Here is a 20,838-nt window from a genome sequence, read left to right as displayed (position 1 = left end):
TTATGCCATTCACGCTGACAGGCTTTTGCGAATTTCGTGAAGAAATACGCAAAAGCCGCTTTATCACCCTCGCGGCGCCGATCACCAGCGCGCAGGACGCCCAGGCATTTATCGAGCAGCACAGCGACCTTAACGCGACGCACAACTGCTGGGCCTGGAAGCTGGCCGACCTATACCGCAGCCACGACGACGGCGAACCCGGCGGCACCGCCGGGCGACCGATTCTGGCGGCCATCGAGGCGCAAGGCTTTGATCAAGTCGTCGTGCTGGTGATCCGCTGGTACGGCGGGATTCAACTGGGCACCGGTGGTCTGGCCCGAGCCTACGGCGGCGGCGCGAATAAGTGCCTGCAGAATGCCGAGCGCATTGAACTGATCAATCGTGTACCGCTAAGGTGCGCCTGCGGTTTCTCCGAATTGAACCTGCTGAAGCTGCGCGTTGCCGAACTGGACGGGCTGGTCGTGGAAGAGACCTTCACCGCCAACGGCGTGGAGTTGCAACTGGCCCTGGGCGAAGCCCACATTGACACCTTGCAAGCCCAGCTCGCCGACCTGAGCCGGGGACGTATCCTGCTGCAACGCTGAAGCTGCTACTGTTGCTCACCGCAACTCCCTGAACCGCGACTCCAAAGGAAGCTTTTCATGCCTACGCCAAAAACCGCACTGATCATCGGCGCCTCGCGCGGGCTGGGCCTCGGCCTGGTCAAGCAACTGCTGCAGGACGGCTGGGACGTGACCGCCACCGTGCGTGACCCGAACAAGGCCGATGCCCTGAAAGCCGTGGGCCCGGTGCAGATCGAGAAACTCGACATGGACGATCAGCAAGCCGTGATCGCCCTGGCCCAGCGCCTGAAAGACCGGACCTTCGACCTGCTGTTCGTCAATGCCGGCGTCAAGGGCCCCGCGAACCAGGAGCCGGGGCACGCCACCCTGGCCGAAGTCGGCCAGCTGTTTTTCACCAACGCCGTGGCCCCGATCAACCTGGCCCAGCGTTTTGTCGGGCAGATCCGCAAGGACACCGGCGTGCTGGCCTTCATGAGTTCGGTGCTGGGCAGCGTCACCATTCCCGACGGTTCGGACATGGCGCTGTACAAGGCCAGCAAGGCGGCGCTCAACTCCATGACCAACAGCTTTATCACCCAACTGGGCGAGCACAAACCAACGGTGTTATCGCTGCACCCGGGCTGGGTGAAAACCGACATGGGCGGCGAAAACGCGCACATCGATGTCGAGACCAGCGTGCGTGGCCTGGTGGATCAGGTAAATGCCTACACCGGCAAGGGCGGCCATCATTTTGTGGACTACAAGGGTGACACCATCGCCTGGTAAATTCACCGACTACCCTGTGGGAGGGGGCTTGCCCCCGATGGCGGTGTATCAGTCATATATAAATTGGCTGACCCACCGCTATCGGGGGCAAGCCCCTCCCACATTGACCGCGTCCGCTTGTCTGCATGTGGACCAACACGTAATCTACCCACCTCGCCTTTACCGGCGACCCTGGATCAGCAGACAGGGCAACACTGAGCTGGCAAACCTGAACCCATCATTCAGAGGAGCCGGCCAATGCCTGCGACCCGTATCTGGTTAAAAAATCCCCTCGCGATCTTCACCGCCAATGGCCTTGATGCCCGTGGCGGCCTGGTGCTGCAGGACGGCGTCATCACCGAAGTGCTGGCCCAAGCGCAACAACCTGCGCAGCCCTGTGCGCAAGTGTTCGATGCCCACGAACATGTCGTCCTGCCCGGGCTGATCAACACGCACCACCATTTCTACCAGACCTTGACCCGCGCCTGGGCGCCGGTGGTCAACCAGCCACTGTTTCCCTGGTTGAAGACCCTGTACCCGGTCTGGGCCCGACTGACCCCGGAAAAACTGGCCCTGGCAACGAAAGTGGCGCTCGCCGAATTGCTGCTCTCCGGTTGCACCACGGCGGCGGACCACCACTACCTGTTCCCCGACGGCCTGGAAAACGCGATTGATGTGCAGGTCGCCAGCGTGCGCGAACTGGGTATGCGCGCCATGCTCACCCGCGGTTCCATGAGCCTGGGCGAAGCCGATGGCGGCCTGCCGCCGCAGCAGACCGTGCAACAGGGCCAGGTGATCCTCGACGACAGCCAACGCCTGATCCGTGAATACCACGAGCGCGGCGACGGCGCGCAGATCCAGATTGCCCTGGCGCCCTGTTCGCCGTTTTCCGTCACCCCCGAAATCATGCGCGCCAGTGCCGAACTGGCCACCTCGCTCGACGTGCGCCTGCACACGCACCTGGCCGAAACCCTCGACGAGGAAGACTTCTGCCTGCAGCGTTTCGGCCTGCGCACCGTGGACTATCTCGACAGCGTCGGCTGGCTCGGCCCGCGCACCTGGCTGGCCCACGGCATTCACTTCAACCCGGAGGAAATCGCGCGCCTGGGCGCTGCCGGCACGGGCATCTGCCATTGCCCGAGTTCGAACATGCGCCTGGCCTCCGGTATCTGCCCGACCCTCGACCTGCTCGCCGCCGGAGCCCCCCTCGGCCTGGGCGTGGACGGTTCCGCGTCCAATGACGCCTCGAACATGATCCTTGAAGCGCGTCAGGCCCTGTACATTCAGCGCCTGCGTTATGGCGCGGAAAAAATCACCCCTGAAGGTGTGTTGGGTTGGGCGACCAAAGGCTCGGCGCAGTTGCTGGGGCGTACGGATATCGGAGAGTTGGCTGTAGGAAAGCAGGCTGATCTAGCGCTGTTCAAACTCGATGAGCTGCGCTTCTCAGGTAGCCATGACCCGATTTCAGCGCTGCTGCTGTGCGGTGCTGACCGAGCGGACCGCGTAATGATTGCAGGCCAATGGCGGGTAATCGACGGTCAAGTCGAAGGCCTCGACCTGAAAGCTCTGATCGCCGATCACACCCGGGCGGCCCGTCAGTTGATCGCCGGAATCTAAACCAAGCACAGTCCAAAATGTGGGAGGGGGCTTGCCCCCGATGGCGGTGTGTCAGTCCTATATAAGCTGGCTGACCCACTGCCATCGGGGGCAAGCCCCCTCCCACATTTGGTCTTATGGTGCTCTTGAAATCGGGTTACAGCCCCAGCAGCGACAGCATGATGAAGGTCGCAAACAGCACGAAATGCGTCATCCCCTCGATGGCATTGGTTTCACCATCATTGAGGTTGATCGCACTGACAATCAGCGTAATAAACACCATCACCGTCTGCACCGGCGTCATCGCCATCTGGAACGGCTGGCCGGTGTAGAGGGCCATGGCTTCCATCACCGGCACCGTCAGAATCACCGTCGACAGCGACGCACCCAGCGCGATGTTCACCACCGACTGCATGCGATTGGCCAGGGCGGCGCGCAATGCCGTAAGAATTTCCGGCGCGGCGGAAATAGCCGCCACGACGATCGCGGTGATCACCGGCGGGGCGCCCGTCCCTTCCAGGCCCAGGTCGAGGGTCTTGGACATCACCTCGGCCAACGCGCCAATCACTATCACACCAAACACCAGGGTGCCGATCGAGAACGCGAGGTTCACGGGCTGCGCGTGTTCTTCTTCGGTTGATTTCTTGCGGCGCTTTTCCGGATAGCTGTAGCTGAAGAAATAACTGTGCGGGCCTACCTGCATTCTCAGGAACAAGGTGTAGAGCACCACCATCGCACCGATAGTGAAGGCCGAGTAAATTTTCCAGTCGGCCTCGGGGATAAACTCCGGCACCACCATCGACACGCCCATGGCGGTGAGAATCATCACGCTGTAGGTGCGCGCCGAGTCATCGTTGTAGGACTGCTCGCCATGCTTGATGCCGCCCATCAGCGCGGCCAGTCCGAGGATGCCGTTGATATCGAGCATCACCGCCGAATAGATGGTGTCGCGCACCAGCGTGGGTGAAGGCTCGTTGCTCATCATGATTGCCAGGATCACCACTTCCACCAGCACGGCCGCCAGGGTCAGGATCATGGTGCCGTAGGGGTCGCCGACCTTTTCCGCCAGTTGTTCGGCATGGTGGGCCACGCGCATCGACGCCATCACGATAAATGCAATCAAGGCGAGGCCGGCGAGCAACGCCACTATCTGCCCGCTGTGGAGCATCCAGTGTTCCAGCGGGTAGGCGGCAATGGCGGCAATCAGCGCCACCAACATGAATTTTTCTTGCTTGAGGGAAGTGAGCATGGGGGGCCTTTATGTACGGCAAATCAGTCATCGTTGGGGTACAGACTGCGCCACGCCGCTAACGTTTCGTTACACCTTAGTTCACGTCCACCTTGTGCGAATAAATCAAATACTCTCCTGCTGGTCAGGTTTTGCCGATTATTTCAGCCATGGCCTGTAGAATGCCGCCATTGCACCTGATGAGATTTTAGCTATGTACGATTGGCTCAACGCCCTGCCCAAGGCTGAACTGCACCTGCACCTGGAAGGCTCGCTGGAGCCTGAGCTGCTGTTCGCCCTGGCCGAACGCAACAAGATTGCGCTGCCGTGGAACGACGTCGAAACCCTGCGCAAGGCCTACGCCTTCAATAATCTGCAAGAGTTTCTCGACCTGTATTACAAGGGCGCCGATGTGCTGCGCACCTCCCAGGATTTCTACGACCTGACCTGGGCCTACCTGCTGCGCTGCAAAGCCCAGAACGTGATTCACACCGAACCCTTCTTCGACCCGCAAACCCACACCGACCGAGGCGTGCCCTTCGAAGTGGTGCTCAACGGCATCGCTGCCGCGCTAAAAGACGGCGAGCAGCAACTGGGGATCACCAGCGGCCTGATTCTCAGCTTCCTGCGCCACCTGAGTGAAGCCGAAGCCGAGAAAACCCTCGACCAGGCGCTGCCGTTCCGTGACGCGTTCGTCGCCGTGGGCCTGGACAGTTCGGAGATGGGTCACCCGCCGAGCAAGTTCCAGCGCGTGTTCGACCGTGCCCGTCACGAAGGCTTCCTCACCGTCGCCCACGCCGGCGAAGAAGGCCCGCCCGAGTACATCTGGGAAGCCATCGACCTGCTGAAAATCCAGCGCATCGACCACGGCGTGCGCGCCATCGAAGACGAGCGCCTGATGCAGCGCATCATCGACGAGCAGATCCCGCTGACCGTTTGCCCGCTGTCCAACACCAAGCTGTGCGTGTTTGACGACATGGCCCAGCACAACATCCTCGACATGCTCGAGCTTGGGGTGAAGGTCACGGTGAACTCGGACGATCCGGCCTACTTCGGCGGTTACGTCACCGAGAACTTCCACGCGCTGTACACCTCCCTGGGCATGACCCAGGACCAGGCCAAACGCCTGGCGCAGAACAGCCTGGATGCGCGGCTGGTAAAACCTTGACCGCTAGTTACTGAATGAATGAAGGCTAAATGTGGGAGGGGGCTTGCCCCCTCCCACAGGGTTTAATCGTGTCTGTCAGACTTCGGACAACGCCTCCAACGTCTTGCCCCTGGTCTCCATCCCGAACACCCACACCACCAGCGCAGCCACCGCAAAACACAACGCGCCCAAGGCAAACACCCCGCCCTGCCCGGTTATCGGAAACACCAGCCCGGTCACCAGTGGCCCCAGCAAAGACCCCACCCGACCAATCGCCGACGCAAACCCGGACCCGGTCGCGCGCGCCGAAGTGGGATACAGCTCCGGCGTGTAGGTGTACAGCACCGCCCACATGCCAAATAGAAAGAACTGCATCAACAAGCCGGTCGTAATCAGCAGGCCGACATTGCCGCCAAACACCGCGCTCTGCCCATACAAGAACGCCATCACCCCGCCGCCCAGCAACGTCACCACGCACACCGGCTTGCGCCCCCAACGCTCGACCAGCCACGCCGCCATCAGGAAACCGGGGATCCCGCCGAGGGAAATGATCACCGTGTAATACACCGATTGCGTCACAGCAAAGCCTGACTGCTGCAACAACGCGCTCAACCACGAAGTCAGCCCGTAGAACCCGAGCAGGGCAAAGAACCAGACGCTCCAGATCATCATCGTGCGTTGACGGTACCGGTCCGACCACAGCTGCTGAAAGGAAGAAAAGAACGTGCCCGGCGTACTCGCCACCCGCGGCAAGGCGACAGGCTCCGGCAAGTCGGCGCCGCCAAGGGAGTTACGCACCTTTTGCTCAATGCCCAGCAACACCTTGTCCGCCGCCTCGTGGCGGCCTGCCTGTTCCAGCCAGCGTGGCGATTCCGGAATGAAAAACCGGATGGCCAGCACGAATATCGCCGGCACCGCCAGCACCAGGAAGATGTCACGCCAACCCACCACCGGCAGCAGGAAGTAAGACAGCACCCCGGCAGCGACAAACCCCAGCGGCCAAAAACCATCCATCAACGCGATATAGCGCCCGCGTCGCTTCGCCGGAATCAGCTCCGACAACATCGACTGTGCGATGGGAAATTCCATGCCCATGCCAATGCCCAGCAGGATGCGAAACAGCGTCAGCGTCTCGACGGTCTGCGCCGTGGAGCACAAGTAACTGGCGACGCCCCACAGCACGATGCTCCACTGAAACACCGGCTTGCGCCCAAAGCGATCGGCGAGCATTCCGGAGAGCGAAGCGCCGACCACCATGCCGAAAAAGCTCGAGCTGGCCAGCAACCCGGCCTGGGCCGTGCTCAGACCAAACTCGGCTTTGATCGAACCCAATAGAAACGTCATCATCGCCAGGTCCATGGAGTCGAAGAAAAACGCCAGGGCAATGATGATGAAAATGATTCGGTGGTAACCACTGATGGGCAACCGTTCCAGACGCTCTGCTGCGCTATAGCCCTGCATTCCCATGCCCCACCCCCAAGTGTAGAAACCCCTGGACGAGTGTGCGGCATCGTCTGCGTTGCCGATGGCTGGATGCGACCTGACCGAAACTAGGAGCGACGCTCCTGCAATGCGGCCAACCGGTTGATGTGCGCAAGCCCGGCGTCGCTGACAGACAAGGCCCGGGACTCGTCAATGGCACTCACCCAGTTCGACTGCAGGAACAGCCGCAACAACCCCGCGCCGAGCGCGCCGCCCACGTGCGGTTGCTGCTGGCTCCAGTCGAAACAATCACAGACCAACGGCGGCGAGAATGCCTGGATAAAAATCCCCAGCTCCGCCAGATGCCGCATGCCCTTGACCGTCACTTCGGTACGTTGTTCGTAGCGCTGGATCCACCCTGCCTGCGTCATTCGTTGGTACAGCGCGGCCGCCAGCTCACCGCCGAGGTGGTCGTGGCACACGCGGGCGCGACGCAACAGCGGCGGTGCCGACAACGCGGGTGGCTGAACATCCGGCTCAGTGCGCGCCGCACTGGCCATGGTCGTCGTCGCCAGCGCATCGATGGCGACACTGACATCGGCCGCCGCCACGCGAAACAGCCGCTTGCCCCGTCGCGTTTCGACCCGCAGCAGGCCGCTGCCGGTCAACCGCGCCAAATGGGCATTGGCCGATGCCGGCGACAGCCCGGCGAACGTCGCCAACTCCGCTGAAGACTTCGCCGAACCGTCCATCAATGCCCACAGCATTGCGGTGCGCTTGGGCTCGGCAAGCAAGCTGGCGATACGACTGATACATGGTGCCTGTTCCATCTTTCGACTCCCCGTTGAACCGTTTTTCTGCTGCGGTTGGCGCCAAAGTATAGGGGCCAGAACAGCCGGTTCCATGACGTCTTACAGCCTGGATACGGACAGCACTTGAGCGAAATGTCCTGCTTTGCTGGAGGCCGTTACTTCGCAGCGAATCGCTCCGACAGTTGCGCCGTCAATGTCGCACAACGGGACACGAGCATTTCCCGCAGCAAGTTGACGGGCTTGCTCAACTGCGCACGGTGCGCGCACAGCAGGTTAAGCGGTGTGCGCTCACCGCGCAGTTCCGGCAGGATCAGGCGCAGACGCCCGGCCACGACGTCGGTACTCACATCCAGCCAGGATTTGTAGGCAACGCCGACGCCCGCCACCGCCCAGCGGCGCACCACGTCGGCGTCGTCGCTGACGCGATCGCCCGAGACCGTCAGGCTGACCTCGCGCTTGCCGTCGAAAAAACGCCAATGGTCGTGTACGCGGTCAGCGAGCATATAGAGCAGACAATTGTGCTGGGCCAGTTGCTCCAGATGCCGCGGCTCGCCGTACCGGGCCAGATAACTGGGCGCCGCGCACAGCACCCGGACATTGTCAGGGGCAATGGGCAGGGCAACCAGGCTGGAGTCCTCGGGCTCGCCATAACGCAAGGCAATGTCCACGGGCTGACGGTACAGGTCGGCGATGCGATCTCCCAGCAGCAGGCGCACGCTCAGTTGCGGGTATTCACGCTGGAAATCATCCAACCAGGGTAACAACTGATTGCGCCCGAAATCCGAAGGCGCCGACAGCTGCAGCATGCCGCTGACATGGTCCTGCCCACTGGCCAGCAGGCGCCGCCCTTCATCCAGTGAATTCAACGCGGCGCGGGCGTAGGTGAGAAACCCCTCACCCTCGGCGGTCAGGCGCAGGCTGCGGGTGGAGCGTGCCAGCAGGCGCGTGCCCAGTTGGTGTTCTATGCGCTTCAACGCGGCGCTGGCGACCGCCGGGGACAGGTCCATCACCCGCGCGGCCGCCGACAGACTGCCCAGGTCCGCGGCCCGGACAAACAACTGCAAATCATCAAAGCGCAGCATCAATTTCCGCCAATTATCAATTTTCCATTGAAACAGACCTGTGTTTTAGCCGCTTTTATCTGTGCTGGAAATAGCCAATCATCTGGCCATCCCGTTCCCCATCGACCCGGAGTTGATATGTCGACCGCCTTTAACGTCATCGCCACACTGATTGCCAAGCCCGGCCAACAGGCCACTCTGGAAACCCTGCTGCGCGGTTTGCTCGAACCGACTCGCCTGGAACCCGGTTGCGAGCAGTACGACCTGCACCAGGATCTGCAACATCCCGAGACGTTCTACATGCTCGAGCGCTGGAGCGACGACGCGGCCCTGGCCGACCACGACCAGAGTGCGCATATCCAGGCGTTTCGGAGCCAGGCCGCCGAGGTGATCGAACACTTCGAACTCAAGCGCCTGAAGTTTCTCGCCTGACCACGCCCTTTTTTGTAGGAGCGAGCTTGCTCGCGAAAAACGCAAGAACGACGTGTTCAACCAGAAGTATCGCGTCATCGCTGACGATTTTCGCAAGCAAGCTCGCTCCTGCATTGACCGTATTTACCCCGGAGACATCATGAAAGCCATCGCCTATTACACCTCCCTGCCCATCAGCGACGTGAACGCCCTGCAAGACATCGAACTGCCCGAACCCGTCGCCGGGCCGCGTGACCTGCTGGTGGAAGTCAAAGCCATCTCGGTCAACCCGGTGGACACCAAGGTGCGCCAGAACGTCACCCCGGAAAACGGCGCCGCCAAGGTGCTGGGCTGGGATGTGGCCGGCGTGGTCAAGGCCGTCGGCAGTGAAGTGACGTTGTTCAAGGCCGGCGACAAGGTGTTCTACGCCGGCTCGCTGGTTCGCCCGGGCGGCAACAGCCAACTGCACACCGTGGATGAACGTATCGTCGGCCATATGCCCAAGAGCCTGGGCTTTGCCGAAGCCGCCGCGCTGCCATTGACCGCCATCACCGCCTGGGAGCTGCTGTTCGAACGTCTGCAAATACCCGAGGGCAAACAGGACCTGGGCCAGAGCCTGCTGATTGTCGGCGCAGCGGGCGGCGTCGGCTCGATCCTGACCCAACTGGCCAGCCAGCTCACTGCGCTGAAGGTCATCGGCACCGCCTCGCGCCCGGAGACCCAGGAATGGGCCAGGGCCCTGGGCGCCGATCTGGTGATCGACCATAGCCAGCCATTGAGCGAGGCACTCAAACACGCCGGCCACCCGCAAGTGACCCACGTCGCCAGCCTGACCCAGACCGACCATCACCTGGACCAACTGGTGGAAGCCTTGCAGCCCCAGGGCAAGCTGGCGCTGATCGATGACCCCAAGGCGCTGGACGTCAGCACGCTCAAGCGCAAGAGCCTATCGCTGCACTGGGAGTTCATGTACACCCGCTCGATGTTCGAGACACCGGACATGATCGAGCAGCACAACCTGCTCAACCGCGTGGCCGCGCTGATCGACGCCGGCGTCTTGAAAACCACACTCGGCGAGCATTTTGGCGTGATCAATGCGGCGAACCTGCGCCGTGCCCATGCGCTGCTGGAAAGCGGCAAGGCCAAGGGCAAGATCGTGTTGGAGGGGTTCTAGAAAACGGCTGTCAGTGTCGTCTATTACTGGTGTAAGTAATGGACGACACCATTAGTCCGAGAGTTGACCTTTGTCATATCTGTGAGCGCATACGGGTTTATATTGGCCGCCTTTGCCACGATTCTTTTACGTGAGGAAGTCAGCAATGAAGATCCTGATAAAAGCGTTAGCAAAAAAATCCCAATGGGAGGTCCGCCTGGACCAGCGGTCGATTATTTTTCACACCGAGGCCGAGGCCCGTGCCTTTGTCGACACCTTGCAAGCCCGCATCCAGGCCCCCCACCGTTTTCCCCTCAGCCAGCAACGCGCCGCCGGCTGATCGGCCCTTCAGACCTGCGCCTGTAAAGCCCTGGCCCGTTGCAGGCGCTGGGTCGCCATCGCAATCGTCACTGCCAGCACCCCGCACAGGCTGATGACCATTGCCATCGGCATCGCCGTGCCATCGTGCAACACCCCGACCAACGACGCCGCCCCCGCCGCCACACCGAACTGAATACAACCGAGCAACGCCGACGCGCTGCCGGCCCGTGCGCCCTGCCCGCTCATGGCACACGCCGAGGTGTTGGGCAAAATGCAGCCCAGGCTGGCGATACAGATAAACAGCGGCACCAGCAACGGCCACAGGGCTTCGGTGCGCAGCGCTGCAATCCCCAGCAGGGTCAACGCCGCCGCCACGTAAACCCACACCGTACGCGAGAGCAGAAACGCCGGGCCACGCTTGGCCAGCAAGCGCGCATTCAACTGCGCCACCAGGATAAAACCGGCGGCGTTGGAGCCGAACAGCCAGCCGTAATGCTCGGCGGGGACGCCATACAGCTTGATGAACACGAACGGTGAGCCGGCGATGTAGGCAAACATACCGGCAATCGCGATGCCGCCGGTCAGGGCGTAACCCAGGTAAACCCGGTCCGACAACAGCGCGCCGTATCGACGCAGCGAGCCGGACAACGGCTGGCGCGGCTGGTGCGCCGGAAAGGTTTCCGGCAAGCCCACCGCCACCGCAATGGCCGCCATCACGCTGAACAGCGACAGCGCCAGGAAAATCGATTGCCAGCCCCACAGCCCCACCATCAGCCCGCCCGCCAGCGGCGCGAGGATCGGCGCCAGGCCCGTGACCAGCATCAGTTGCGAATACACCTTGGCCGAGCCCACGGCGTCGCATTTGTCACTCACCACTGCCCGCGAAATTACCATGCCCGCACAGCCGCCGAGGGCCTGTACGAAACGAGCACCGATCAGCCATTCCAGGGACGGCGCATACGCGCAGGCGAAGGACGCGAGGGTAAACAGCGTGACACCGCTGAGCAGCGGCCCGCGCCGGCCAAAGCGGTCGGCCAGCGGGCCGTAGATCAATTGGCCGATGGCCAGCCCGGCGAAATACACCGCCAGGGTCAGTTGGACATGTTTTTCGTCGGTGGCAAAAGCGCTCGCGATGGCCGGGAAGCCCGGCAGGTAAAAGTCGATCGCCAACGGCGCGAAGGCGCTCAAGGCGCCAAGGATCAGAATTATGCGAAGGTTCATCAGGCACCCAAGTGAGTCGGCAGCCCGACAGTCTAGCCGCGCTTGGGTGCCTTGAACATTAAGATAGCTCGCTAACTATTAAAAATCAGACGACGGTGTAGCCTTCTTCCTTGATCAACTGTGCAATGGCTTCGCGCTCCAGCAGGCTTTGTACCCTGACCTGCTTTGTTGCGAGATCGACAGTGACCTCGGCATCTGGGTCCTGGCTCTGCACCGCCTGGGTCACCGCCCGAACGCAATGGCCGCAGGTCATTCCTTCAACACTGAATACTTGCATGACATGACTCCTTTTGATGAGGTTGAAGCCAGTCTTGACCTTGCCATGATGGCAAGGTCAAGTTTCAAAAAAAACGGCCGGGCTGGTATTCGACGGCGACGTCGGCCAAGCTTCAACTTTATCGATGTGACCCACGGAGCATTCGCCATGCGCTGGTCGTTTTTTGCCCTTGCCGGCCTGATGAGTTTTTCTGCTGTTGCGCCCGCCGCTGAAGACTATGCGGTGCTGATCATTTCCCGGGAGCGCCTGGAAGTGCCAACCACCTGTGAAATCGGTCTGTACATCCAGGATCAACTGGCCGGCCGCTTGTTTCAGGAGGAGTCCACTTCATTCAACCTGCCGGCCGGCAATGTGTCACTGCGCCTGAAACTGCTGCCGGGGCAATCGCCGGGCTGTCTGCCCGGCATGCTCGCCCCGCCCTCCCAGAACATCACGCTCAAGGCCGGCGACGTGCGCAAGCTGCGGATCGCCCAGGGCCCGGATGGGATGTACCTCAAACCCACCGAGCTGGGATATTAAGCAGCGAAATCAAAGATGCTTGACCTTACCCACAGGTCAAGGTTGATGCTAGGGGCACTGTCTTCTGGAGGACTGCCCCATGAATGGAACCACCACCTTTGACCTGCCCATCGGCGGCATGACCTGCGCCAGTTGCGCCGGCCGTGTGGAGCGTGCGCTGGGCAAGGTGCCGGGGGTGCAGCGTGTCAGCGTCAACCTGGCCAACGAACGTGCCCACGTTGAAGTACTCGGCCAGATCGACCCCGGCGTCCTGATCGCCGCCGTCGACAAAGCCGGCTACACCGCCAGCCTGCCCCAGGCTGAAACCGCTACGGGGGCCGATCAAGCCCGGCGCCTGCATCACGAACGCTGGGCGCTGACACTGGCGATCCTGCTGGCGTTGCCCCTGGTGCTGCCAATGCTGGTCGAACCCTTCGGCCTGCACTGGATGCTCCCCGCCTGGGTGCAGTTCGCCCTGGCGACGCCGGTGCAATTCATCCTTGGTGCGCGCTTTTACCGTGCCGCCTGGAAAGCCGTGCGCGTCGGCGCGGGCAATATGGACCTGCTGGTGGCGATCGGCACCAGCGCCGGCTACGGCCTGAGCGTTTATCAATGGCTCACCCGGCCCGTTCCGCATTTGTATTTCGAAGCCTCGGCCGTGGTGATCGCACTGGTGTTGTTGGGTAAATACCTGGAGAGCCGCGCCAAGCGCCAGACCGCCAGCGCCATTCGCGCCCTCGAAGCCTTGCGCCCCGAGCGGGCGGTGCGGGTGCTGGAGGGCCATGAGGAAGAGGTCGCCATCACCGCGCTCAAGCTCGGAGACCTGGTCATGGTCAAGCCAGGCGAACGGTTCCCGGTGGATGGCGAGGTCGTCGATGGCCAAAGCCATGCCGACGAAGCGCTGATCAGCGGCGAAAGCCTGCCGGTGCCGAAACAGCCTGGGGACCGGGTCACCGGCGGCGCGATTAACGGTGAAGGTCGCTTGGTGGTGCGTACCCAGGCACTGGGCGCGGAAAGCGTGCTGGCCCGGATCATCCGCCTGGTCGAGGACGCCCAGGCTGCCAAGGCACCGATCCAGAAACTGGTGGATAAAGTCAGCCAGGTATTCGTGCCGACGGTGCTGGTAGTGGCGTTGCTCACGCTGGCGGGCTGGTGGCTGTACGGCGCACCCCTGGAGAGCGCAATCATCAACGCGGTCGCGGTGCTGGTGATCGCCTGCCCGTGCGCCCTGGGCCTGGCGACGCCGACGGCAATCATGGCCGGTACCGGTGTCGCCGCGCGCCACGGCATTCTGATCAAGGATGCCGAGGCCCTGGAGCATGCCCATGCGGTCAGCGCCGTGGTGTTCGACAAGACCGGCACCCTTACCTGCGGCGCGCCGAAAATCGCTCATTTGGCAGCGGTGGACGGCAACACGTCGCTGTTGCTGCAACAGGCGGGAGCCCTGCAGCGTGGCAGCGAGCACCCGCTGGCCAAGGCGGTGCTGGAGGCCTGTGACGAACAAGGGCTGAAGCTGGCCGATGTCAGCGCCAGCCAGTCCCTGACCGGACGCGGCATTTGCGGCACCCTTGACGGCCGGCAACTGGCCCTGGGCAACCTTCGCCTGCTGGAAGAAACCGGCCTGGGCGCCGGCCCGTTGAGCCAGCGTGCAACGGAATGGGAAGCCGAAGGCCGCACCCTGTCCTGGCTGATCGAACAAGGCGCACATCCGCGCGTGCTGGGGCTGTTCGCGTTTGGCGACACGCTCAAGCCCGGCGCACTGCAGGCTGTGCAGCAACTCAAGGCGCAGCACATCAGCAGCCACCTGCTCACCGGCGATAATCGCGGCAGCGCGCGGGTGGTCGCAGAGGCACTGGGCATCGACGACGTCTACGCCGAGGTGCTGCCCGCCGACAAAGCCGCCACCGTGACCGCACTGAAAAAAACCGGCGTGGTGGCCATGGTCGGCGACGGCATCAACGACGCACCGGCCTTGGCCGCGGCCGATATCGGCATCGCCATGGGCGGCGGCACCGACGTGGCCATGCACGCCGCCGGCATCACCCTGATGCGCGGCGACCCGCGCCTGGTGCCGGCGGCCCTGGAGATCAGCCGCAAGACCTACGCAAAAATCCGCCAGAACCTGTTCTGGGCCTTTGTGTATAACCTGATCGGCATCCCGCTGGCGGCCTTCGGCCTGCTCAACCCGGTGCTGGCAGGCGCGGCGATGGCGTTGTCCAGCGTCAGCGTGGTGAGCAATGCGCTGCTGCTGAAAACCTGGAAACCCAAGGACCTGGAGGATCAACGCCCATGAACATCGGCCAAGCCGCTCGCCAAAGCGGGCTGAGCGCGAAAATGATTCGCTACTACGAATCCATCGGCCTGCTCAAGGCAGCCCAACGCACCGACAGTGGTTATCGCCTCTACGGCGCTGATGACCTGCACACCCTGGCTTTTATCAAACGTTCGCGGGACCTGGGATTTTCACTGGAAGAAGTCGGCAAGCTGCTGACCTTGTGGCAGGACCGCCAGCGCGCCAGCGCCGACGTGAAAGCCCTGGCGCGCCAGCATGTCGAGGAGTTGAATCAGAAGATTCGCGAGTTTGAGCAACTGCGCGATACCTTGCAGGACCTGGTGGAACACTGCCAGGGCGACCACCGGCCGGATTGTCCGATTCTCAAGGAGTTGGCTTCTGGCAAGTGCTGCAACTGAGTGGCTGCGCACAAAACCCGTGTGGGAGGGGACTCGCCCTAATACCAGTCTGTAGGAGCGAGCTTGCTCGCGAAAAACGTCAACGATAACGCGTGCTTCCTGAATGAACGCGGTGCCTGTGAGTTTTTCGCGAGCAAACTCGCTCCTACACTCCGCCATCGGGGGCAAGCCCCCTCCCACATGTTGATTTTCATCTACCCGAAGGTTACTGCATCCAGGGCGGCGGCGGTTCTTCTGCCGTCTTGGTCGATGGCGCATCATCCGCCGCGCGAATCGCTTGCTTGCGCTCTTCATCCAGCCGCGCCGCTTCGATCTCGCGGATCACACCGCCCACGTCGGCCAGTTCTTCCGGCTCGTCGAACTCACCGGTCAGGATACTGGCTGGGTGCAAGGTGCCGGCCTCATACAACGCCCACATTTCCTTGGCGTACTTGGTCTTCTTCAGTTCCGGGGCAAAGCGCCCGAAGTAGGAAGCCATGTTGCCCACGTCCCGCTCCAGCATGCTGAACGCGTGGTTGTTGCCCGCCGCATCCACCGCCTGGGGCAGGTCGATGATCACCGGGCCCGTCGGTGTGAGCAGTACGTTGAACTCGGACAGGTCACCGTGCACCAGCCCGGTACACAGCATCAGCACGATCTGGGAAATCAGGAAGGCGTGGTATTCGCGCGCCTGGTCCGGCTCCAGCGTCACGTCGTTCAGACGCGGCGCCGCATCGCCGTACTCGTCGGCCACCAGCTCCATCAACAGCACGCCTTCAAGGAAGTCGTACGGCTTGGGCACGCGAACGCCCGCCCCGGCCAGGCGGAACAACGCCGCCACTTCGGCGTTCTGCCAGGCATCCTCGGTTTCTTTCTTGCCGAACTTGGAGCCCTTGGCCATGGCCCGGGCCTGACGGCTGTTACGGACCTTACGGCCTTCCTGGTATTCGGACGCCTGACGAAAACTTCGTTTATTCGCCTCCTTGTAAACCTTGGCGCAACGCAATTCGTTGCCGCAGCGCACCACATAAACAGCTGCTTCTTTACCACTCATGAGTGGGCGCAGCACTTCGTCGACCAGACCGTCTTCGATCAGGGGTTCAATGCGTTTAGGAGTCTTCATCAGCTTTTATTGTGGGTCCTGTATTACCAAACACGCGTGTGGCACTCGTTATACGGCAATCGGCGCGCCGGTGGGAGAGGCTACCGACCTCTGGCCCTCTAAGAATGCATTCAATAGGCCAATTTTTCTGCTGCTCAGCGCTCGATAATGGCTGTCACGCCCTGCCCCCCCGCCGCACAGATCGAAATCAAGCCACGCCCTTTGCCCGCCGCCTCCAGCAACTTGGCCAGGTTGGCGACAATGCGCCCACCGGTCGCGGCAAACGGATGCCCGGCGGCCAGTGAACTGCCCTTGACGTTCAGACGGCTGCGGTCGATGGCGCCCAGCGGCGCCTCCAGGCCCAGGCGCGTTTTGCAGTAATCGGCGTCTTCCCAGGCCTTGAGCGTGCACAACACTTGAGCGGCGAAGGCTTCGTGGATCTCGTAGTAATCGAAGTCCTGCAGCGTCAGGCCATTCCTCGCCAACAGACGCGGTACGGCGTACACCGGCGCCATCAGCAAGCCTTCGGCACCGTTGACGAAATCCACCGCCGCCGCTTCGCCATCGCGCAGATAGGCAAGGATCGGCAAGCCGCGCTCCCTGGCCCATGCCTCGCTGCCCAGCAGCACCAACGATGCGCCGTCGGTCAGCGGCGTGGAGTTGCCGGCGGTGAGCGTGCCCTTTTCGCTGCGTTCGAACGCGGGCTTGAGCGCGGCGAGCTTTTCCAGGCTCAGGTCGGGGCGCAGGTTGTTGTCGCGGGTAAGACCCAGAAACGGCGTAAGCAAATCGTTGTGCCAGCCTTCGGCGTAGGCGGCGGCCATTTTCTGGTGGCTCTCAAGTGCCAGTTGGTCCTGCTCGGCGCGCGGAATCTGCCAGGTCTGCGCCATCAGCTCGCAGTGCTGGCCCATCGATAACCCGGTGCGCGGTTCACCGTTGCGCGGCAGCTGGGGCTTGAGGTGATGCGGACGAAGTTGTAACAGGATTTTAAGCTTATCCGCCATGGACTTGCTGCGGTTGGCTTGCAGCAGCAGCTTGCGCAAGCCTTCATTGATTCCAATCGGCGCGTCGGAGGTGGTGTCCACCCCGCCGGCAATGCCGCATTCGATCTGGCCCAGGGCAATCTTGTTGGCCACCAGCAAGGCCGCCTCCAGCCCGGTGCCGCAGGCCTGCTGCACGTCGTAGGCCGGGGTTTGCGGCGACAGGCGCGAGCCCAGCACGCATTCGCGGGTGAGGTTGAAGTCGCGGGAATGCTTGAGCACCGCGCCGGCCGCCACTTCGCCGATGCGCAGGCCGTGCAGGTTGAAACGTTCGATCAGGCCTTCCAGAGCGGCGGTGAGCATCGCCTGGTTACTGGCCGTGGCGTAGGGGCCGTTGGAGCGGGCGAAGGGAATGCGATTACCGCCAATGATCGCCACACGGCGCAATTGAGTCATGGAAAGCTCCCTCTGTCTGTTATGGGCTTGATCACTGAGCCTAGTCGAACGACTGCTACCCTGGGATGGTCAACCCTTTGAACCCCAGTCTTCGGAGAGCGTTCCATGTCTGACCGTTATATCGACTTCGCCAACTCCAGCCTCGGCCATCGCCTGGTCGCCGCCCTTGGCCTGCCGTCGCCGGTACGCCTGGAACGCTGGCAAGCCGGGCGCCTGCGCCCGGTGGAAGGTGCGCTGCTGCTGGGCGGCGGCGCGCTGGCGAGCAAGGTCCTGCCGTTCGCCAACAAACTCACCGATGCGCTGTACAGCTATGGCGCCCGAACGCTGGACGCGCCGGCGTGGATTCCCGGGCACGGTCCCAAACTCAAGGCCGTGGTGTTCGACGCCAGCGACTTGCAGCACACCGACCAGCTCAAGCAGTTGCGCGAATTTTTCCAGCCCTTGCTGAAAAACCTCGCTCACAGCGCACACCTGGTGATTCTTGGCCGCGCGCCGGAAAGCCTCAGCGACCCGTTCGCCGCCAGCGCCCAGCGCGCCCTGGAGGGGTTCAGCCGTTCCCTGGCCAAGGAGCTGCGCAGCGGCGGCGTGCTGCAGTTGCTGTACGTGGGCGAGGGTGCCGAGGACCAGTTGGAAGGCGCGCTGCGGTTCTTCCTGTCGCCCAAGAGTGCCTATATCTCAGGGCAGGTGATTCGCCTGGAGGCCTGCGCCACGTCGGTCGAGGACTGGACGCGCCCGCTGGCCGGGCGCAGGGCGCTGGTGACCGGCGCCGCCCGGGGCATTGGCGCTTCCATCGCTGAAACCCTGGTGCGCGATGGCGCCGAGGTGATCCTGCTGGATGTGCCCCAAGCCAAGGCCGACCTCGACGCCCTGGCCGCACGCTTGAACGCGCGCACCCTCACGCTGGATATCTGCGCCGAAGACGCCGCCGCCCGGTTGATCGAACACCTGCCCGACGGCCTCGATATTCTGGTGCACAACGCCGGGATCACCCGTGACAAGACCCTGGCCAACATGACCCCGGAATACTGGGACGCCGTGCTGGCGGTGAATCTCAATGCGCCGCAGGTGCTGACCCAGGCACTGCTCGACAGCGGCACCCTGCAAGAGAATGCCCGCGTGGTTCTGCTGGCCTCCATCAGCGGCATCGCCGGCAATCGCGGGCAAACCAACTATGCCGCGAGCAAGGCCGGGCTGATCGGGTTGGCCCAGGCGTGGGCGCCGCTGCTCAAAACCCGTGGCATCAGCATCAACGCCGTCGCTCCCGGCTTTATCGAAACCCAGATGACCGCGCATATCCCGTTTGCCCTGCGCGAGGCCGGGCGGCGCATGAGTTCGCTGGGCCAGGGCGGCGTGCCGCAGGACGTCGCCGAAGCCGTCGCCTGGCTGAGTCAGCCGGGCTCGGGCGCCGTCAGCGGCCAGGCGCTGCGGGTGTGCGGACAAAGTCTTCTGGGAGCGTGAATATGCAGTGGCAAACGTTGGACAGCACGCCGTTTCTACCGCCGCTGTACTGGCGTGCGGCGCTCAAGCGCAAGATCACCGGCAGTACGCTGCCCGAACATGGCCTGCGCTGCCAGGTGCGGGTCGATCCCAAGGCTGTCGCGGCGTACCGCAACGTCTGCGGGTTTGCCGACAGCCCGATGCTGCCGCCGACCTATCCGCATATCCTGGCGTTCGGCCTGCAGATGCAACTGCTGACCGACAAGGCCTTTGCATTTCCGCTGCTGGGGCTGATCCACTTGAGCAACCGCATTCGTGTCCATCGCCCCCTGGGCAGCGTGGGTGAGCTGACCGTCGGCGTGTATACGTGCAATCTCAAGCCTCACGCCAAGGGCGCCACCTTTGACGTGGTGACCGTGGTGGAGGACGCCCTGGGGCTGCTCTGGGAAGCCGAAAGCACAATGTTGTGCCGTGGCGTGAAGCTCGAGGGTGAAACAGTGGAGCATGGCTTGTCAGTGCACACGCCCATCAGCGAACTGTCCCGCTGGAAAGCCCCCGCCGATATCGGCCGACGCTATGCCCGAGTATCCGGCGATTACAACCCGATTCATCTCAGCGCACCGACGGCCAAACTGTTCGGCTTCCCCCAGGCCATCGCTCACGGTCTATGGAACAAGGCCCGCGCCCTGGCGGCGATGGGCGAGCAACTGCCGCTCGCCAATGTCGACGTTGAAGTTGAATTCAGGAAACCCGTACGCCTGCCCGGCGAAGTGATACTGATGACCAGCGGCGCCGGCTCAAGTGGCGAGTTCGTATTGAACGGCGCGGGTGCTATCGAGCATATGCTTGGGAAATGGCAACCCATTGCCTGAACCACAGCTACACGCTGCAAGCGTTGAGTCACCAGAGGGGGAATGCCATTTGTCGCTTAACGCTTGAGACTTGTAGCTGCGGCAAGGGGAAACAAACTGTTGAGCGTATCGAGCAGTCGTGCGAGGTAGATGGGCTTGCGAAACAAGTCCAGCACCTGCAGGCGCAGCATATCGCTCACATCATCCATCTCGGCATGGCCGGACATCACGATCACCGGCAGGTGGGAACGTGAGGTGTGTTCGCGCAGGCGCTTGATCAGGGAGATACCGCTTTCCTCGGGCATGCGCAGGTCAGTGATGACCAGGGCGATATCGGGGTGCAGGGTGAGTTCCTGCAGGGCGAATGTCACGGAGGTGGCGGTAAAACAAACGAAGCCCTCGTTCTCCAGCGACTCCGCCAGTTCAACGAGGGCATCCTCTTCGTCGTCCACCAGCAGGATTTGCTGGCGGGTTAGTTGGCTTGGAGATGCAGCAACATTCATGGGCACGTCCTGACCAATCAACAACGGGAACTCAAGAGGAAATTGCTGTACCGATCCTGGTAAAGAAGGCAGTGATCTGCGGCCCCAGCGTTGTCCCGGCGGCGAGTATCACCAGCGCTACAATCGCCACAAGAATGAGGTATTCGATTGCTGTCGCGCCGTCTTTACGATGAAACAACAATTGAAGTTGAACGTAAAGCTTCATCAGCAGAGCAAGGACCATAACACTTCTCCTCAGGCGATTGGCGCCTTAATTCCGGTACCGCACGGTAATTGCGATGTGCCACTTGAGCATTGCCAACAAAGCCCGGCCTCACAACTGTAAGAACTGATTAGTCATAAAGTAGTAGGTGCTTTTCTGACGCCGTAAATGCGCGCTTTTCAAAGG

General features: G+C 62.3%; 22 protein-coding genes. 12 read left to right on the top strand and 10 right to left on the bottom strand.

What is annotated here, in order from left to right; translation table 11 throughout:
* The first annotated feature begins 2 nt into the window (after window positions 1-2).
* The 3 genes from MRY17_RS03190 to MRY17_RS03180 all read left to right on the top strand — a co-directional run bounded on the left by MRY17_RS03190 (window position 3) and on the right by MRY17_RS03180 (window position 2,924).
* The gene (locus tag MRY17_RS03190; RefSeq protein WP_181284479.1) at window positions 3-584 is read left to right on the top strand and encodes an IMPACT family protein; all 582 of its coding nucleotides are present in this window, start codon (window positions 3-5) and stop codon (window positions 582-584) included.
* Between the two features lie 57 nt (window positions 585-641).
* Window positions 642-1,328 carry an SDR family oxidoreductase gene (locus MRY17_RS03185; protein ID WP_181284478.1) on the top strand — a complete coding sequence of 229 codons (687 nt, stop codon included), beginning with the start codon at window positions 642-644 and terminating at the stop codon, window positions 1,326-1,328.
* 237 nt (window positions 1,329-1,565) lie between these two features.
* Entirely contained in the window at window positions 1,566-2,924 is a 1,359-nt protein-coding gene (locus tag MRY17_RS03180) for an 8-oxoguanine deaminase (RefSeq protein ID WP_243353282.1), read from the top strand.
* A gap of 136 nt (window positions 2,925-3,060) precedes the next feature.
* Here MRY17_RS03180 and MRY17_RS03175 read toward each other — a convergent pair whose 3' ends face one another.
* A complete protein-coding gene (locus tag MRY17_RS03175; protein ID WP_104501540.1) occupies window positions 3,061-4,152 on the bottom strand; it encodes a calcium:proton antiporter in 1,092 nt (363 codons plus the stop codon).
* A 193-nt stretch (window positions 4,153-4,345) separates the two neighbouring features.
* On the opposite strand from MRY17_RS03175, the gene MRY17_RS03170 reads away from it, so the two are divergent.
* A complete protein-coding gene (locus tag MRY17_RS03170) occupies window positions 4,346-5,299 on the top strand; it encodes an adenosine deaminase (RefSeq protein ID WP_243353281.1) in 954 nt (317 codons plus the stop codon).
* A gap of 75 nt (window positions 5,300-5,374) precedes the next feature.
* On the opposite strand, the gene MRY17_RS03165 is transcribed toward MRY17_RS03170, so the two are convergent.
* From MRY17_RS03165 to MRY17_RS03155, 3 genes are all read right to left on the bottom strand, one after another.
* Window positions 5,375-6,745: an MFS transporter gene (locus MRY17_RS03165; protein ID WP_191953111.1), complete on the bottom strand. Its 1,371-nt coding sequence runs from the start codon at window positions 6,743-6,745 to the stop codon at window positions 5,375-5,377.
* An 83-nt stretch (window positions 6,746-6,828) separates the two neighbouring features.
* A complete protein-coding gene (locus MRY17_RS03160; RefSeq protein WP_243353280.1) occupies window positions 6,829-7,530 on the bottom strand; it encodes an ArsR/SmtB family transcription factor in 702 nt (233 codons plus the stop codon).
* A 137-nt stretch (window positions 7,531-7,667) separates the two neighbouring features.
* Complete coding sequence (locus tag MRY17_RS03155; RefSeq protein ID WP_191956889.1) at window positions 7,668-8,594, bottom strand: LysR family transcriptional regulator; 927 nt, start codon at window positions 8,592-8,594, stop codon at window positions 7,668-7,670.
* 117 nt (window positions 8,595-8,711) lie between these two features.
* On the opposite strand from MRY17_RS03155, the gene MRY17_RS03150 reads away from it, so the two are divergent.
* The 3 genes from MRY17_RS03150 to MRY17_RS03140 all read left to right on the top strand — a co-directional run bounded on the left by MRY17_RS03150 (window position 8,712) and on the right by MRY17_RS03140 (window position 10,477).
* Entirely contained in the window at window positions 8,712-9,005 is a 294-nt protein-coding gene (locus tag MRY17_RS03150; RefSeq protein ID WP_181284472.1) for a putative quinol monooxygenase, read from the top strand.
* 139 nt (window positions 9,006-9,144) lie between these two features.
* Window positions 9,145-10,158, top strand: a complete 1,014-nt coding sequence (locus MRY17_RS03145; RefSeq protein ID WP_181284471.1) for a zinc-binding alcohol dehydrogenase family protein — start codon at window positions 9,145-9,147, stop codon at window positions 10,156-10,158.
* 145 nt (window positions 10,159-10,303) lie between these two features.
* Window positions 10,304-10,477, top strand: coding sequence for a hypothetical protein (locus MRY17_RS03140; protein ID WP_164485079.1), 174 nt, complete (start codon window positions 10,304-10,306; stop codon window positions 10,475-10,477).
* 8 nt (window positions 10,478-10,485) lie between these two features.
* Here MRY17_RS03140 and MRY17_RS03135 read toward each other — a convergent pair whose 3' ends face one another.
* Entirely contained in the window at window positions 10,486-11,679 is a 1,194-nt protein-coding gene (locus MRY17_RS03135; RefSeq protein ID WP_181284469.1) for a multidrug effflux MFS transporter, read from the bottom strand.
* An 85-nt stretch (window positions 11,680-11,764) separates the two neighbouring features.
* A complete protein-coding gene (locus MRY17_RS03130) occupies window positions 11,765-11,956 on the bottom strand; it encodes a heavy-metal-associated domain-containing protein (protein WP_181284468.1) in 192 nt (63 codons plus the stop codon).
* Window positions 11,957-12,103: 147 nt separating this feature from the next.
* Between MRY17_RS03130 and MRY17_RS03125 the strand changes: the two genes are divergently transcribed.
* The 3 genes from MRY17_RS03125 to cueR all read left to right on the top strand — a co-directional run bounded on the left by MRY17_RS03125 (window position 12,104) and on the right by cueR (window position 15,145).
* A complete protein-coding gene (locus MRY17_RS03125) occupies window positions 12,104-12,475 on the top strand; it encodes a hypothetical protein (RefSeq protein ID WP_191956888.1) in 372 nt (123 codons plus the stop codon).
* A gap of 79 nt (window positions 12,476-12,554) precedes the next feature.
* Window positions 12,555-14,747 carry a heavy metal translocating P-type ATPase gene (locus MRY17_RS03120; RefSeq protein WP_243353279.1) on the top strand — a complete coding sequence of 731 codons (2,193 nt, stop codon included), beginning with the start codon at window positions 12,555-12,557 and terminating at the stop codon, window positions 14,745-14,747.
* A complete protein-coding gene (cueR, locus tag MRY17_RS03115; RefSeq protein WP_181284465.1) occupies window positions 14,744-15,145 on the top strand; it encodes a Cu(I)-responsive transcriptional regulator in 402 nt (133 codons plus the stop codon). The genes MRY17_RS03120 and cueR overlap by 4 nt, the downstream gene beginning before the upstream one ends.
* Window positions 15,146-15,350: 205 nt before the next feature.
* Here cueR and MRY17_RS03110 read toward each other — a convergent pair whose 3' ends face one another.
* Both MRY17_RS03110 and MRY17_RS03105 read right to left on the bottom strand, forming a co-directional pair.
* Window positions 15,351-16,247 (bottom strand): PA4780 family RIO1-like protein kinase, encoded by an 897-nt coding sequence (locus MRY17_RS03110; protein ID WP_124425941.1) that lies wholly within the window; start codon window positions 16,245-16,247, stop codon window positions 15,351-15,353.
* Between the two features lie 134 nt (window positions 16,248-16,381).
* Window positions 16,382-17,659: an acetyl-CoA C-acetyltransferase gene (locus tag MRY17_RS03105; protein WP_181284050.1), complete on the bottom strand. Its 1,278-nt coding sequence runs from the start codon at window positions 17,657-17,659 to the stop codon at window positions 16,382-16,384.
* A 105-nt stretch (window positions 17,660-17,764) separates the two neighbouring features.
* Between MRY17_RS03105 and MRY17_RS03100 the strand changes: the two genes are divergently transcribed.
* A complete protein-coding gene (locus tag MRY17_RS03100; RefSeq protein ID WP_191953120.1) occupies window positions 17,765-19,117 on the top strand; it encodes a 3-oxoacyl-ACP reductase in 1,353 nt (450 codons plus the stop codon).
* 2 nt (window positions 19,118-19,119) lie between these two features.
* On the top strand, window positions 19,120-19,968 hold the full coding sequence (locus tag MRY17_RS03095) for a MaoC family dehydratase (protein WP_243353278.1): 849 nt from the start codon (window positions 19,120-19,122) through the stop codon (window positions 19,966-19,968).
* Window positions 19,969-20,024: 56 nt separating this feature from the next.
* On the opposite strand, the gene MRY17_RS03090 is transcribed toward MRY17_RS03095, so the two are convergent.
* Both MRY17_RS03090 and MRY17_RS03085 read right to left on the bottom strand, forming a co-directional pair.
* Window positions 20,025-20,450, bottom strand: coding sequence for a response regulator (locus tag MRY17_RS03090; protein WP_181284047.1), 426 nt, complete (start codon window positions 20,448-20,450; stop codon window positions 20,025-20,027).
* A 31-nt stretch (window positions 20,451-20,481) separates the two neighbouring features.
* Window positions 20,482-20,673: a Flp family type IVb pilin gene (locus MRY17_RS03085; protein WP_181284046.1), complete on the bottom strand. Its 192-nt coding sequence runs from the start codon at window positions 20,671-20,673 to the stop codon at window positions 20,482-20,484.
* Window positions 20,674-20,838: the final 165 nt, after the last annotated feature.

The organism is Pseudomonas orientalis, assembly GCF_022807995.1.
Classification (GTDB): domain Bacteria; phylum Pseudomonadota; class Gammaproteobacteria; order Pseudomonadales; family Pseudomonadaceae; genus Aquipseudomonas; species Aquipseudomonas orientalis_B.
The sequence above is the reverse complement of the archived record's forward strand: the minus strand, read 5'-3'. Positions and strand labels throughout refer to the sequence as shown.